General features: G+C 70.2%; 11 protein-coding genes and 1 tRNA gene. 7 read left to right on the forward strand and 5 right to left on the reverse strand.

What is annotated here, in order from left to right:
- Positions 1 to 36: 36 nt before the first annotated feature.
- Positions 37 to 759: a transketolase gene (locus tag MQV74_RS33595; protein ID WP_242726477.1), complete on the reverse strand. Its 723-nt coding sequence runs from the start codon at positions 757 to 759 to the stop codon at positions 37 to 39.
- A 125-nt stretch (positions 760 to 884) separates the two neighbouring features.
- On the opposite strand from MQV74_RS33595, the gene MQV74_RS33600 reads away from it, so the two are divergent.
- Positions 885 to 961, forward strand: a tRNA-Pro gene (locus MQV74_RS33600).
- Between the two features lie 125 nt (positions 962 to 1,086).
- Here MQV74_RS33600 and MQV74_RS33605 read toward each other — a convergent pair.
- A complete protein-coding gene (locus MQV74_RS33605) occupies positions 1,087 to 1,878 on the reverse strand; it encodes a VOC family protein (protein ID WP_242726479.1) in 792 nt (263 codons plus the stop codon).
- 251 nt (positions 1,879 to 2,129) lie between these two features.
- On the opposite strand from MQV74_RS33605, the gene MQV74_RS33610 reads away from it, so the two are divergent.
- Positions 2,130 to 2,693 carry a hypothetical protein gene (locus MQV74_RS33610; RefSeq protein WP_242726481.1) on the forward strand — a complete coding sequence of 188 codons (564 nt, stop codon included), beginning with the start codon at positions 2,130 to 2,132 and terminating at the stop codon, positions 2,691 to 2,693.
- 513 nt (positions 2,694 to 3,206) lie between these two features.
- On the opposite strand, the gene MQV74_RS33615 is transcribed toward MQV74_RS33610, so the two are convergent.
- Positions 3,207 to 4,448 (reverse strand): IS701 family transposase, encoded by a 1,242-nt coding sequence (locus MQV74_RS33615; RefSeq protein WP_441349347.1) that lies wholly within the window; start codon positions 4,446 to 4,448, stop codon positions 3,207 to 3,209.
- Positions 4,449 to 5,767: 1,319 nt separating this feature from the next.
- On the opposite strand from MQV74_RS33615, the gene MQV74_RS33620 reads away from it, so the two are divergent.
- Positions 5,768 to 6,457 (forward strand): LmbU family transcriptional regulator, encoded by a 690-nt coding sequence (locus MQV74_RS33620; protein ID WP_242726484.1) that lies wholly within the window; start codon positions 5,768 to 5,770, stop codon positions 6,455 to 6,457.
- Between the two features lie 210 nt (positions 6,458 to 6,667).
- On the opposite strand, the gene MQV74_RS33625 is transcribed toward MQV74_RS33620, so the two are convergent.
- Positions 6,668 to 7,312 carry an FMN-binding negative transcriptional regulator gene (locus MQV74_RS33625; protein WP_138962846.1) on the reverse strand — a complete coding sequence of 215 codons (645 nt, stop codon included), beginning with the start codon at positions 7,310 to 7,312 and terminating at the stop codon, positions 6,668 to 6,670.
- A 387-nt stretch (positions 7,313 to 7,699) separates the two neighbouring features.
- Here MQV74_RS33625 and MQV74_RS33630 point away from each other — a divergent pair, with 387 nt between their 5' ends.
- Positions 7,700 to 9,025: a lysine N(6)-hydroxylase/L-ornithine N(5)-oxygenase family protein gene (locus MQV74_RS33630; protein WP_242726488.1), complete on the forward strand. Its 1,326-nt coding sequence runs from the start codon at positions 7,700 to 7,702 to the stop codon at positions 9,023 to 9,025.
- Between the two features lie 169 nt (positions 9,026 to 9,194).
- Here MQV74_RS33630 and MQV74_RS33635 read toward each other — a convergent pair whose 3' ends face one another.
- Entirely contained in the window at positions 9,195 to 9,419 is a 225-nt protein-coding gene (locus tag MQV74_RS33635) for an MbtH family protein (protein ID WP_138962850.1), read from the reverse strand.
- 683 nt (positions 9,420 to 10,102) lie between these two features.
- Between MQV74_RS33635 and argJ the strand changes: the two genes are divergently transcribed.
- The 3 genes from argJ (at position 10,103) to MQV74_RS33650 (ending at position 13,504) form a co-directional block, all read left to right on the forward strand.
- Positions 10,103 to 11,257 carry a bifunctional glutamate N-acetyltransferase/amino-acid acetyltransferase ArgJ gene (gene argJ, locus MQV74_RS33640; RefSeq protein WP_242726490.1) on the forward strand — a complete coding sequence of 385 codons (1,155 nt, stop codon included), beginning with the start codon at positions 10,103 to 10,105 and terminating at the stop codon, positions 11,255 to 11,257.
- Positions 11,254 to 12,165 carry an acetylglutamate kinase gene (argB, locus tag MQV74_RS33645; RefSeq protein ID WP_242726492.1) on the forward strand — a complete coding sequence of 304 codons (912 nt, stop codon included), beginning with the start codon at positions 11,254 to 11,256 and terminating at the stop codon, positions 12,163 to 12,165. Before argJ ends, argB begins: the two co-directional genes overlap by 4 nt.
- Positions 12,166 to 12,265: 100 nt before the next feature.
- Positions 12,266 to 13,504: an acetylornithine transaminase gene (locus MQV74_RS33650; RefSeq protein ID WP_242726493.1), complete on the forward strand. Its 1,239-nt coding sequence runs from the start codon at positions 12,266 to 12,268 to the stop codon at positions 13,502 to 13,504.
- The last annotated feature ends 47 nt before the right edge of the window (positions 13,505 to 13,551 follow it).

A 13,551-nucleotide genomic window follows, 5' to 3' on the forward strand; every position in this document is an offset into this window, starting at 1 on the left:
CCGGGAGGAGGCGGGTGCGGGACGGTGGCGCGGGGCTCAGGCGGACTCGGGCTCGCCCGCGAACTCCTTGGGCTCGACGCGGGCCACGACCACGTGCGGGCGCCCCGGGTGCGGCGCGGTGAAGGCCGCGTACAGGGCGTCGTGGTCACGGCCGTCGACGGTCAGGGCGGACCAGCCCGCGGCCTCGAAGCGGGCGGCGATGCCGCCGGGGCGCGCGTAGGAGGCGGAGGCGTTGTCGATCACGAGCGTGTGCAGCCGCTCCAGGCCCGCGGGCCCGGCGTAGGCGATGGCCTCGTGGTTGCTGCCCTCGTCCAGCTCGGCGTCCCCGACGAGCACCCACACGTGCGGATCCGTGAGGCCGCGCGCCGTGAGGCCGAGGGCGGTCCCGACCGCGAGGGGCAGGCCGTGCCCCAGGGAGCCGCTGCCGATCTCGGCGCCCGGCACGAGCACCCGGTCCGGGTGGTGCCCGAGCGGCGAGTCGTACGCGCCGAAGCCCTCCAGCCAGTCCACGGGGAGGAAGCCCTTGGCGGCGAGGACCGCGTAGTAGGCCATCGGCCCGTGCCCCTTGGACAGCAGGAAGCGGTCGCGCCCCGGGTCGTCCACGCCCTCGGGTGTGACCCGCAGCACACGGTCGTAGAGGACCCAGAGGGCGTCGAGCGTGGACGTCGCCGCGGGGCCGTGCTTCTCGTCGCCCGTCATCAGGCCCATCAGGCCGGGGAGGTCCGCGTACGTGAAGGTGCGTGCCGTTGTGGTCGTCATGCCGACGAGCCTGCAACCTCAAGCCTGCTTGAGGTCAAGGGGGAAAGGCGGGAGCGATCACCGGCCGGAGTGCGGTATGGTTTCGGTGCGCGTTCGGCCAGGGGAAACCCCAGGTCAGCGGGTAACGGGACGTGGCGCAGCTTGGTAGCGCACTTGACTGGGGGTCAAGGGGTCGCAGGTTCAAATCCTGTCGTCCCGACCAGCTTCACAGCGGGTCGAAGGCCGTTTTCGCAGCGATGCGGAAGCGGCCTTTTGTCGTGCCCGCGGCCCCGTGTCAGGGCCCGCCGGGACGGCCGTGCCCCGACCGGGCGCCGCGCGTGGCGCGCGTCACGTCATCTTCGGCATCTCGCCCTCGGTCGTCGCCAGGTCGATGACGGAGAACGCCGCGCCCTGCGGATCGGTCACCGTCGCGAAGCGGCCGAACGGCGAGGACATCGGCCCGAAGAGCAGTCGGCCCCCGCTCCGCTTCACCAGGTCCGCGGCCGCGTCGCAGTCGTCGACGCCGAAGTACACGTTCACGTGCGGCGGCACCTCGGCCGGCACCTCCGGCGGCATCTTCATGCGCCCCACGACCGGCCGGCCGTCGAGCTGCCAGACGTGGAAGTCGACGTGCTCGTCCTCCATGCGCTTGACCTCGAAGGGGAAGACCGCGGGGAAGAAGGCGTCCGCCTTCTCCGCCTCCCGCGTCGTGACCTCCGCCCAGCAGAACGCGCCCGGGGCGCCCACGAGCTCGAAGCCCCGGTGGCTGCCCGGCTGCCACACGCTGAAGTACACGCCGCTCGGGTCCTGCGCCGTGGTCATGGTGCCGAAGTCGCCGACGGGCATCGGCTCCATCACGAGGGAGCCGCCGTTGTCGCGGATCCTGCTCGCGGCGGCGGCGATGTCCGGCGTCTCGAAGTACAGGTTCCAGGCGGGCGGCTGCCCGGCCATGTCCGGCATCTGCGGCATCACCGCCGCCGCGGCCCTGCCGTCCTTGTACGCCTGCGTATAGCCGCCGAACTCGGCCGACCCCTCCGCGAAGGTCCAGCCGAACAGTTCGCCGTAGAAGTCCTTGGCCGCCCCGATGTCGGGGAACATGGCGTCCGCCCAGCACGGGGTGCCCTCAGGGTTCGTGGACATGGTGCTCCGACCTCCCGCCCCCCTGGGATGGGACAGCGCGCTCCGGGCGCGAGGCGGTGCGCCCCGCACCCGCAGCCCGCGCTCCCTTCCACGCTAGGCCCAGGAGCGACAACCGGCCAACGGCCAGGAGGTGTGTGTGCCCTGCACACGGCCGGGGCGGGCCACCGGTGGCCCGCCGGGCAGCGGCCGCCTTCCAGGCGCAATGATTCGAAAGCTTGCGCGTGGTGCCACAATGGTGCGACGATGGCGCCATGGAACTCACGCGGTACGTCGATCATCTGTGGCAGGAGCTCGCCGCAGCGGTCGAGGCGGGCGACGAGGAGACGCGCGACCTCGCCGGACGGCTGGTCGCGCCGCTGGGTTCCGCTGTACGACTCACGCTGCTCGATGCCTTGTCGACCGCCGTGGACGAGATCACCCGCGACATGGCGCCGGGGTCGGTCGAGATCCGCCTGCGCGGCCTCGATCCGACGTTCGTGGTCAAGCTGCCCCCGCAGGACCGTTTCTTCGGTGGGGAGGACGACCGGGACCATGACCGTGGGCACACGGGCGTGGTGCCACCCTTGGTGTCACTGGCGCCACTGACGGCGGGCGGGGACGAGGGGGCGACATCCCGCATCAACTTCCGGCCGCCGGAGCACCTCAAGGCCCGGATCGAGGAGGCCGCGGGCCGGGAACAACTGTCGGTCAACGCCTGGCTGGTCCGGGCGGTGTCCGCGACGCTGGAGTACGACGACCGTGGCCGTCGGGCCGACCAGCGCGTCCCGCAGGGCGCTCCGGCGAGCGCCCAGCGCTTCACGGGCTGGGTGAACTGACCCGGTGACGCGCGGCCGAGCGGTATCGCGCCTGGTTCGACCCCGGCGCGGGCCGCGTTTTTAGAGCTTCGGCCCGCTGTGCTGCCGCGCGGCGGACCGATCCAGCGGCCCTGGAGACCGACCTCCCCCGGCGGTTTCCAGGGCCGCACCCTTCCGGCGCGGGCCGGTGCATTGATTATGCACGCCGTTCCTGTGAACTCAGCCGCGCGGCGCCCTTGTTGGGAAATCCCCCGGGCGGTCCCGCGCCATCGCGGAGCGGCTTCCCCGTGAACTGCCGACGCCGTGCTCCCCTTTCGGCCAGACCCCGCAACTGAGACATATCCATGGGGGCGCCGCCGTATGCCGCTTCTTTGTGCCGAGTTCGGTGTTCGGCGTACGCGCATATGCCCTTGAGCGGGGCTTCAATTGCGTAGCGGAACATGGCGGCGGAGGGGCGGCGCTGTCAACGTGGCCAACGGGAAATTCCACTTAACGAACGGAAACGGAAAGGCGGCGAGCGGGCCGCGAGAAGGGCTAGCGTTCCGCCAAGTGCAACCGCTCCCAGCCGTTCTGCGGCAGGGGCGTCGGACAGCACGGAAGGTGTCGCGGGGCGGGCCGATGCGTCAGCCGCTGATACGTGTACGCGGCCGAAACCAAGGTCATGTGGTGATACCAGCCGGGGAACGAACGGCCCTCGAAGTCGAGGAGGCCGAAGTGCCGCTCCATGCCCGCGACGGCCGCGGTGGTGCCGTGTCGACGGGTGGCCAGTGAGGCAACGTTGTCGAGACGGCGATGCGTGAGGCTGGTGAGCCACATGACGCCTTGGCCGCCTTCGGGGAGTACTTCGGTGAAGAGCCTGTAGGGGTATTCCGGGGTGGCCCCGGCCCGCGCTCCCGGCATCCGTACCAGGATCGACTGGACCATCAGCTCCTGCTGGCGGCCGTCCGGGGAGGTCACCAGGACGGTCTCGGTGTTGCCCTGCGAGACGTGGGTCCGCGCGCTGACCGGCTCCGGGCCGCTGGGGATGCGCTCGCCGACGGGCAGGACCTTCAGGTGCGGCGGGACGGCGACGACGAAGTCGCGGGCGCGCAGGCTGAGACCGCGCAGGAAGAGCGCGGCGTCGGGGTCGTCGCTCATGTCGGCGACGACCGGCGCGGTCGTCGGCTCGGTCCTGGCCTCCAGGGTGTCGACCAGGTCCAGGGCCTGCGCCCACAGCGGGCGGTGGCACACCTCGTCGGGGATCCGCGCGCGACGGCGCAGCTGCGGGTCCTCGGTCCAGGGCGCGGGCAGCAGCAGTCGCCAGTCCACCGGGACCTGGAGGGCCCCGATGCAGAGGAACGCGCCGAGACCGAGCTGGCAGTTGAGGGTGCGGCCGGTGGCCGGGTCGAAGTAGCGGTGCACGCCCACGGAGCGGTCGCCGCGCTTGGGCAGCACCGCACGGCCGATCGCCCAGGTGGGAGCGGGTCCGTGGCTCTCCGCCCAGCGGGTCAGCTCGTGCATCACCGGGTCCCAGTCCCAGGGGCTGAGGCTCACGAACTGACGCAGGGACTGCACCGCGGTGGGAGAGGCCGAGACGGCTCCGGCGAGGCGGCGCACCGACTTCTTGCCGGGAGTGATGAGCAGCCCCGCCAGATAGGCGCCGGCCCAGCGACGCTGGTCCGCGCGGCGCAGGTTCTGGAAGACCTGGTCGGTGAAGTCGCTGAAAGGTGACGCGAGATGGGGGTCGGGTACCTCGCTGACCGGAGTCGATATTGGCAATGCGCAGGGCACAACCATGCTGCAATCCCTCCCGGACATCCCTGAGCGGCGGCTGCCGAGCGTTGAGTCTAGGATCCGAGAGCGCCGCGCACCATCTTGCTGCGGGCGTGACAGATGTGACAACCACGGCTGCAAATTGGGGCGTAGACGCCTCTTCGGGGCACTCGGCACGTCGGCGGACCGCCCGCGCCCGAGCCCTCCACCGCCGTGTCGCGCGGTCGACGGCCGCCCCGGTCACGAGCCGGGCGGAATGTCGCTTGCCGATTCCACCGGTCCTGGCCACCCTCGCCCGCACGGCGGAATTCATGATTCCGACATCGGGCGACCGTCCGGGCGCCTCCGCCACGCACCGCTTCCTCCCTTTTCACCTCCCGGGTCGCCGGAGGACTCGAACTCCGCATGGCCCTTCTCGTAGTTGCTCTCGGCGGGAGCTGGTGGCGCAGTGGCGCCAGGGGGCGCGTAAAGGGCGTTAAGAATCCGTATGGATAATGCTAGTGTTCCCTGACGAGCCCGAGATTCCGCTATGGCGCAGAAGTGGTGAGGGTCGGCACTGTTTGCCATGGCTGAGCCAGCAAACTTGAGGACCCGCCCCGCCCTCCCGTGTGCCCCCTTCTCGTGTGCAACTGTTTGCCCTGTCGTGGATTTGGCTTAATTCTTGCCTTGACTGGCGGAAGGCAATCGTCAATACGGTTCCCGTGAGCGCTGCGGAGAGGTCCACGCCACCCATGACAGGGATAGCGAAGTTGGGCTAGCTTGTTCGGACTTCGAAAAGTCGCGACGAGCGACGGCCTCTTCCTTGAATCTCCAACAGGTGCCGGGTTCTACTCGGGTAGGCCTTTGGAAGAGACCACTGCGAATCCGGGTCGTCGGGACCGACGGGGGACACGTCGGGACCGACGGGACGGAACGGAGTGGTCCAGGCGAACGGGGCGAGTAGTTGAACGGGGCGAGTAGTTGATGTACGTATCCACACACATGCCGACTGAATGCCTTCCGCGCAGCCTTGACGGGTGCGCCGAACGGCCGGACCTGCCCGTGCTCAGCGCCGGAGGCCGCCTCGGCTAGAGGCTGCCTGACGGCGGGATGCGCGCGTGGCCACTCCGACAGGTCCATCCGTCCGTTGACGGAACTGTGACGACCTGCTGCGGAGAGCGGCTCGAACGAGCTTTCATCCGGCCGATCGGCTGTGATCGATTGGCATGCCTGTGCCTCGCGTTGTGCGACGGCGACCGATCCCCAGGGGATCTTGGACACGGCTGCCAAGCCCGCATGGCTTTTTCCCGATCGAGCGCGGTCCGTTATGCCCGCGTTCGTTCGAAGTTCATTCACATGGAGGCATGATGACGAACCAGGTCAGCGACCTCGAGGGCTCGAAGGTTGTGCTGTTCCGTAGAAACGCGAATTCCGTCCCGCGGCAGCGCCGAGTGGACGAGCGTCGTGGCCAGGTACTGACGACGAAGGTGGGCCTCCAAATGCCCGCCGGGCTGACCTTCGAGGACTGGGAGCGGGCCGGACGCCAGCTCTCCGGAATTGTGAACTCCTCTTCCTGGTGGCTGGGGGACTGGCTGGTATACGGCAAGGACCACTACACCGACCGCTATCAGCGGGGAATTCGCGCGGCGGGGCTCCAGTACCAGACGCTGCGCAACTACGCGTGGGTTTCGCGGCGTTTCGACTTCAGCCGTCGGCGCGCGGCGCTGAGTTTCCAGCACCATGCCGAACTGGCGTCCCTGCCGGTCGACGAGCAGGAGCTGTGGCTCGACCGCGCGGAGCAGCTTCAGTGGACCACCAAGCAGCTGCGCAGCGCGATCCGCATGGCGCGCGAGGACGAGGTGCGCGACGGCACGCCGACCCCTGAGACGATGCGGCGCCTCGCGGTTCCGGGCAGTCGCCTCCAGTGGTGGCACAAGGCCGCCGAGCAGTCGGGCATCGACTTCGAACAGTGGGTGCTCGCGACGCTCGACACCGCCGCCGAGCGCGCCCTGGAGGAGGAAGAGGAGCAGGAGAAGGCGGGCATCAGCGCCTGATCCGACGCACCACACGTGTAGGGCCCGCACCCGGGAGGGTGCGGGCCCTACACGTGCGCGCCGACGGCCGCGTCGTACGTGTCGCGCGCACGTCTCACGTCGTGCGCGCGCCTCATGTGCGCGGCGGTGGGTGCCGACGGTACGGGCCCCTCGGGCCCGTGAGTGTGGCGGGCGCTGCCCGTACCGTCGGCCGTATCCGGGGGTGGAACCTCAGGGCAGCTTGCTCATGAGGCTCGCCGTCGCCTGGTGCCGGGTGCACTCGCGCCCGCCGAACGAACGGCGCACCCGCTCCTGCACCTCGTCCGGCTGCTCCTGGCTGAGCTTGAACATGCCCTCGGCGCTGGTCACCCTGAATTGGAAGGCGCCCACGGCAGGCACGATCTTCCGGAAGTACTCCAACGATTCGGACATGTCCCAGCCGTCACCGAAGGCGCCTTCATAGGCCTGCACCGTCGCCTTCACGACGTCCAGGGTGTTCTCGATGCCCTCGATCTTCTCGACGACGCCGTGCACATGGACGGAGGTGAAGTTCCACGTCGGCGCGGCCGGCGTCACGTCGTAGACCGTCGGGGAAACGTAACCGTGCGGTCCGGTGAACGTCAGCAGGTTCACGGTGCCCGACTCGAGCGCCTTCCAGTGCGGGTTCGCCCGGTTCATATGGCCGAGCAGCCGGCCGCCCGAGAGGTCCTCGGACCATTCCCCGTTCCACTCCGGGTCCCGGATTACCGGCAGATGCGTGGCAAACGGACCCGCTTCCGCGGTGCCGTTGCTCACGAACAGCGCCAGGGGATTGCCGTGGATCAGGTCAACCATCCATGAACTGTCCGGTTGGCGGTACTGGCTCGGAACAAACATCCGGAGCTCACCTTTCGTTGAAATCACTCACGGTGCGGCGCGCCAAGTCGCCGACGTTACCCACGCTTCGCGTGGCACGACCCGAATTGGGGACGAGCGGCTCGGCTGTCCTGTCGACGGGACAGCGGTGCCCGGCCAGCCGCGGCTGCCGGGGCCTCTTGAAAGGTCCGCCCGGCCCCTCTAAGTTGGCGTGGCGGTGTTCTCCAGCGCAATACTCAATGCGTGTTCTTCCGGACCACCGGTCGAGATGTTCGAGACCATCAGCCGCACTTCAGAAACGACAGTTGACAGCATTTCCGGCCGAGGTCCTCTCGGGCAACCGCAGCACTGAAACCTCAGCGATTACGCGGAAGTCCCTGTCGAAGCTACACCAGCGGGAGATTATCTATGGGTACTCGTGAACACGAGATATACGACATCGTTGGCATCGGGTTCGGCCCGTCCAACCTGTCCCTGGCCATCGCCCTGGAGGAACACCAGAACAACGCGTCGGGCCGGCCGGTCAAGGCCGCCTTCTTCGAGCGCCAGGCGGCCTTCGGCTGGCACCGCAACATGCTGCTTCCCCAGGCGACGATGCAGATTTCGTTCCTGAAGGACCTGGCCACTTTCCGTAATCCCGTGTCGCGGTACAGCTTCGTGTCGTACCTGCACGCCTCGGACCGCCTCGTGCAGTTCGTGAACAACCAGGACTTCTTCCCGACCCGCCAGGAGTTCCACCAGTACCTGGAATGGGCCGAGTCGAACTTCAGCGACCGCGTCACCTACAACTCGGAAGTGACGGACATCCGGCTTCCCGAGGACGCGGGGGCGGGCCCGGAGCAGCATCTCGACATCACGGTCCGGGACACCGCGAGCGGTGCGACCCGCGTCGTGCGGGCCCGCAACGTCGCCGTCTCGACGGGCCTCGTGCCGCGCATGCCCGAGGGCATGGAGCGCGACGAACGCGTCTGGCACAGCTCGGAGTTCCTGGCGAAGTACGGCCGGATGGACCCGCAGGAGCTGCGGAACGTGGCGGTGGTCGGCGCCGGGCAGAGCGCGGCCGAGATCACCAAGTACCTGCACGACATGCTGCCGCACGCGCAGGTGTCGGCGATCCTCCCGTCGTACGGCTACTCCGTGGCCGACGACACGCCCTTCGCCAACCAGGTGTTCGACCCGGACGCGGTCGACCACTACTACTTCGGCAGCGAGACGACGCGTGACGCGTTCTGGCGCTACCACAAGAACACGAACTACTCCGTCGTCGACGACGACGTGATCCGTGAGCTGTTCCGGCGCTCCTACGAGGAAGAGGTCGCGGGCGAGAAGCGCCTGCACTTCCTGAACCTCACCCGGGTCAAGGAGGTGAAGCGCTCCGGCGACGACACCCGTGTCGTGCTGCACTCGCTGCTGGGCGGCGAGGCCCAGCAGGAGATCGACGTCGACGCGCTCGTCTTCGCCACCGGCTACGAGGGCATGGACGCCACGAACCTGCTCGGCGACCTCGACCGCTTCTGCCGCCGCGACGCGCAGGGCCGCCACCAGGTGGAGCGCGACTACCGCGTGGTCACCGAGCCCGGTCTGTCCTGCGGCATCTACCTCCAGGGCGGCACCGAGCACACGCACGGCCTGACCTCGTCGCTCCTTTCGAACCTCGCCATCCGCAGCGGTGAGATCGCCGACTCCATCGTCGAGCGCCGCGCGGAGCCCGCCCGGGTCGGCAGCGAGGCCTAGGCGCCCACCAGGTCCCTCCGCACCGGCTCTCCGCACCCGCTCCGCACCGCGGCCCGTCAGCCCTCCGGCTGGCGGGCCGAACGCGTACGGGTACGGGCGGACGAGGGGCAGACGAGAGGGCCCCGGCACCGTTTCCGGCGTCGGGGCCCTCAGGGGTGCGCGGAGCGCGTCACGCAGCCTTGTCCGCTGCCATGGCGTCGCGGAGGCTCTTGGGACGCAGGTCGGTCCAGTTCTGCTCCACGTAGTCCAGGCACTCCTGGCGGCTCGCCTCACCGAACGTGACCCGCCAGCCGGCGGGCACCTCGGCGAAGGACGGCCACAGCGAGTGCTGCTCCTCGTCGTTCACCAGGATGTAGAACCGGCCGTCCGCGTCGTCGAACGGGTTGCTGCTCATAGTCACTCCAATTCGAAAGGTCTGGTCACCGGCCGGACAGGTCCTCGGGCCCCGCGGAATCCGTCTGCCGCGGTGCACCGGCGAAGGAGAAACCCCCCCGGCGGGCCGGGGCCCGCCGCCGCGGCCAAGCCGTCCGCGGGCCGGGTACCGGCTCCGCCATTGTCGTTCGATGCGGCCCCGGCGTCCAGATCCGCCCGTCGCCGGGGAATTGCCGGGACCGTCCCGGGACGATACTGCGCCGACGGGAAATCCGTATCGACGCCGGGGTGAAAAGTCAGGTGCGAATCCGGACCGCCCCGGCCCCCACCACTACGGAGACCGGCGGAGCCGCCGCCGCTATGGCGCCCGCCGCCCGCCGCACGTCCTGTGGACAGGACAACGCACCGGTGCCGCGCGCCGGATTCGCGGGTAGTTTGTTGCGAGCTGCCGGTCGGCCCCACCCGACGTTCCGCGCACTTCCCCGAAGCCCGTCGGCGAGCCGCGCGGCCAGTCAGCGGGCGGGCAACGCAAAGGAACCGGCAGCACGTTGTTGAGTTTCGACGCCGAGCCGTCGGAGTCGTCAGAATCGAGGAATGGGGCGGCGTCGACCAGGCAATGTCAGGGCCGTGGTCGACGCCCTTGCCAATGGCCCCCCTCGGCCTTCCCGGGAAGCCGGGAACTTCCGCTTGAGGAGAAGCAGAGCCATGAGCGTCACGGCACCACGAGGTTTTTCGGCCGCAGGCGTCGCGGCCGGAATCAAAAGCAATGGAAATCCTGATCTGGCCCTCGTCGTGAACAACGGCCCGTGCCGGGCCGCAGCCGGTGTCTTCACCGCGAACCGGGTGAAGGCCGCCCCCGTGGTGTGGAGCGAACAGGTCATCAGGGGCGGCACCGTGAGCGCCGTCATCCTCAATTCCGGCGGGGCCAACGCCTGCACGGGCGCCCCCGGATTCCAGGACACGCGGGCCACGGCCGAGAAGGTCGCCGAGGTCCTCGAAGGCCACCGCGCCGGAGAGGTCGCGGTGGCCTCCACCGGGCTCATCGGCACCCGGCTTCCGATGGACCGGCTGCTGCCGGGCGTCGACACCGCGGTGGCCGCCCTGTCGGAGGACGGCGGCGAGAAGGCCGCCATCGCCATCAAGACGACGGACAGCGTGCACAAGACGGCCGTCTTCGAGGGCGCGGGCTGGACCGTCGGCGGCATGGCCAAGGGCGCGGGCATGCTCGCCCCCGGCCTCGCCACCATGCTGGTCGTCCTCACCACGGACGCCGACCTGGAGCGCAAGACCCTGGACCGGGCGCTGCGCGAGGCGACCCGGCTCACCTTCGACCGGGTCGACTCCGACGGCTGCATGTCCACCAACGACACCGTGCTGCTGCTCGCGTCCGGTGCCTCCGGGAAGACCCCCGGCTACGCCGCGTTCGCCGAGGCGGTCCGTGCGGTCTGCGAGGACCTGGCGAGGCAGCTGATCGGCGACGCCGAGGGTGCCAGCAAGGACATCCGCATCGACGTGGTCAACGCGGCCACCGAGGACGACGCGGTGGAGGCCGGGCGGTCCATCGCCCGCAACAACCTCCTCAAGTGCGCCATCCACGGCGAGGACCCCAACTGGGGCCGCGTCCTGTCGGCCATCGGCACCACCGGCGCCGCCTTCGAGCCCGACCGGCTGAACGTCGCCATCAACGGCGTGTGGGTCTGCAAGGACGGTTCGATCGGCGCGGACCGCGACGGCGTGGACATGAGCGGCCGTGAGGTCGTCATCACCGCGGACCTCGCGGCCGGCACCGAGGGGGCCACGCTGTGGGCGAACGACCTCACGGCCGAGTACGTCCACGAGAACAGCGCGTACTCGTCATGAGGATCGCCACCCACGAACACCCCGCACTGGTGAAGGCGCAGTCCGTGATGGACGCGCTGCCCTGGCTGAACCGCCACCAAGGCAAGATCTGCGTCATCAAGTTCGGCGGCAACGCCATGATCGACGACGAGCTGAAGACCGCCTTCGCCCACGACGTCGTCTTCCTGCGGCACGCCGGGCTCAAGCCCGTCGTCGTCCACGGCGGCGGCCCCCAGATCAGCGCCGCGCTGCGGCTGCACGACATTCCGAGCGAGTTCAAGGAGGGCCTGCGGGTCACCTCGCCGGAGGCCATGGACGTCGTCCGCATGGTTCTCGCCGGACAGGTGCAGCGCGAGCTCGTCGGGCTCATCAACCAGCACGGACCGCTCGCCGTCGGCCTGACCGGCGAGGACGCCGACACCATCACGGCGACCAAGCACCGGCCGAAGAACGAGGACGGCGAGCGCGTCGACATCGGCCGGGTCGGCGAGATCGTCGGGGTGAACCCCGGCGCGGTCGAGGCCCTGCTCGACGACGGCCGCATCCCGGTGATCTCGCCCATCGCCCGCAGCGTCGACGACGAGTACGTCTACAACGTGAACGCCGACACCGCCGCCGCCGGGGTCGCCGCCGCCCTCAACGCGCACACGCTGGTGTTCCTCACCGACGTCGAGGGCCTGTACCGGGACTGGCCGGACAGCGACGAGGTCATCAGCAGGCTCAGCGCGAGCGAGCTGGAGAAGGTCCTGCCCGATCTGCACGACGGCATGGTGCCGAAGATGGCCGGGTGCCTGCACGCGGTCCGCAACGGCGTGGGCAGCGCGCGCGTGATCGACGGCCGCGTCCAGCACTCGGTGCTCCTGGAGATGTTCACGCGCGAGGAGATCGGCACCCTCGTCATGCCGGACATCGAGGAGGGCTTGCGATGATCGGGTCCGAAGGACGACGGCGACCCGCCCCCGCGACCCGGGGCCACGGGCGCCGCCGCACGAGGGCCGCGACGGGCGCGGCCGCAAAAGAGGGGACGCGATGAGCGAGGACATAAGCGACGCCGGACGCGCGGCCGGGACCGGCACGGGCGGGCAGGCAGCGGCGCTCACCGAGCGCTGGCAGGCGTCGTTGATGGACAACTACGGCACGCCGCGGGTGCCGCTGGTGCGCGGCGAGGGCGCCGCGTTCTGGGACGCGGACGGCAAGAAGTACCTGGACTTCCTCGGCGGCATCGCCGTGAACTCCCTGGGCACCGCGCACCCGGCCGTGGTCCGTGCCGTCAGTGAGCAGATCGCCCGGCTCGGCCACGTGTCGAACCTGTTCATCGCCGAGCCGCCGGTGCTGCTCGCCGAGCGGCTGCTTCGCCTCACGGGGCGCTCCGGCCGGGTGTTCTTCTCGAACTCCGGCGCCGAGGCCAACGAGGCGGCCTTCAAGATCGGCAGGCTCACCGGCCGCCGCCGGATGGTCGCCACCGAGGGCGGCTTCCACGGCCGCACCATGGGCGCGCTCGCCCTGACCGGGCAGCCCGCCAAGCGCACGGCCTTCGAGCCGCTGCCCGGCGAGGTCACCCATGTGCCCTTCGGTGACGCCGAGGCGCTGCGCGCCGCCGTCGACGCCGACACCGCGCTCGTCGTCATCGAGCCGATCCAGGGCGAGAACGGCGTCGTCGTGCCGCCGCCCGGCTATCTCGCGGCGGCCCGCGAGATCACCCGCGCCGCCGGGGCGCTGCTCGTCCTCGACGAGGTGCAGACCGGCATCGGCCGCACCGGGCACTGGTTCGAGTGCCAGGCGCAGGGCGTCGAGCCGGACGTCCTCACGCTCGCCAAGGGGCTCGGCGGGGGGCTGCCGATCGGTGCGACGCTCGCCTTCGGCCCGGCCGCGGACCTGCTGGCGCCCGGCGCGCACGGCACCACGTTCGGCGGCAACCCCGTCGCGTGCGCCGCCGCGCTCGCCGTCCTCGACACGATCCACGGCGACGGCCTCCTCGACCACGTGAAGCGCCAGGGCGAGGCGCTGCGCCAGGGCATCGAGGCGCTCGGCGACCCGCTGGTGGACCGGGTCCGCGGGGCCGGGCTGCTGCTCGGCATCGTGCTGACCGAGCCGCTCGCCGCGCAGGTGCAGCAGGCGGCCCAGGACGCGGGTCTCCTGGTGAACGCGGTCGGGACCGACACGATCCGGCTCGCCCCGCCGCTGATCGTGGGCGAGGACGAGGTGACCGCGTTCCTGCGCGCCCTGCCCGGCATCCTCGAGCGGGCGCGGCGCGGCGCCACGCGCTGACCGACAGCCGACCCAGGGCCGCTCGCCGTCGGCGGGCGGCCTTCCGG

Origin of the sequence: Streptomyces sp. AN091965, assembly GCF_022698285.1 — a bacterium.
Lineage (GTDB): Bacteria > Actinomycetota > Actinomycetes > Streptomycetales > Streptomycetaceae > Streptomyces.

Excerpts from the sequence above, each read along its gene's own strand:
- MQV74_RS33595 (WP_242726477.1), bottom strand. The coding sequence starts at position 759 with ATGACGACCACAACGGCACGCACCTTCACGTACGCGGACCTCCCCGGC.
- MQV74_RS33605 (WP_242726479.1), bottom strand. The coding sequence starts at position 1,878 with ATGTCCACGAACCCTGAGGGCACCCCGTGCTGGGCGGACGCCATGTTC.
- MQV74_RS33610 (WP_242726481.1), top strand. The coding sequence starts at position 2,130 with ATGGAACTCACGCGGTACGTCGATCATCTGTGGCAGGAGCTCGCCGCA.
- MQV74_RS33615 (WP_441349347.1), bottom strand. The coding sequence starts at position 4,448 with ATGGTTGTGCCCTGCGCATTGCCAATATCGACTCCGGTCAGCGAGGTA.
- MQV74_RS33620 (WP_242726484.1), top strand. The coding sequence starts at position 5,768 with ATGATGACGAACCAGGTCAGCGACCTCGAGGGCTCGAAGGTTGTGCTG.
- MQV74_RS33625 (WP_138962846.1), bottom strand. The coding sequence starts at position 7,312 with ATGTTTGTTCCGAGCCAGTACCGCCAACCGGACAGTTCATGGATGGTT.
- MQV74_RS33630 (WP_242726488.1), top strand. The coding sequence starts at position 7,700 with ATGGGTACTCGTGAACACGAGATATACGACATCGTTGGCATCGGGTTC.
- MQV74_RS33635 (WP_138962850.1), bottom strand. The coding sequence starts at position 9,419 with ATGAGCAGCAACCCGTTCGACGACGCGGACGGCCGGTTCTACATCCTG.
- argJ (WP_242726490.1), top strand. The coding sequence starts at position 10,103 with ATGAGCGTCACGGCACCACGAGGTTTTTCGGCCGCAGGCGTCGCGGCC.
- argB (WP_242726492.1), top strand. The coding sequence starts at position 11,254 with ATGAGGATCGCCACCCACGAACACCCCGCACTGGTGAAGGCGCAGTCC.
- MQV74_RS33650 (WP_242726493.1), top strand. The coding sequence starts at position 12,266 with ATGAGCGAGGACATAAGCGACGCCGGACGCGCGGCCGGGACCGGCACG.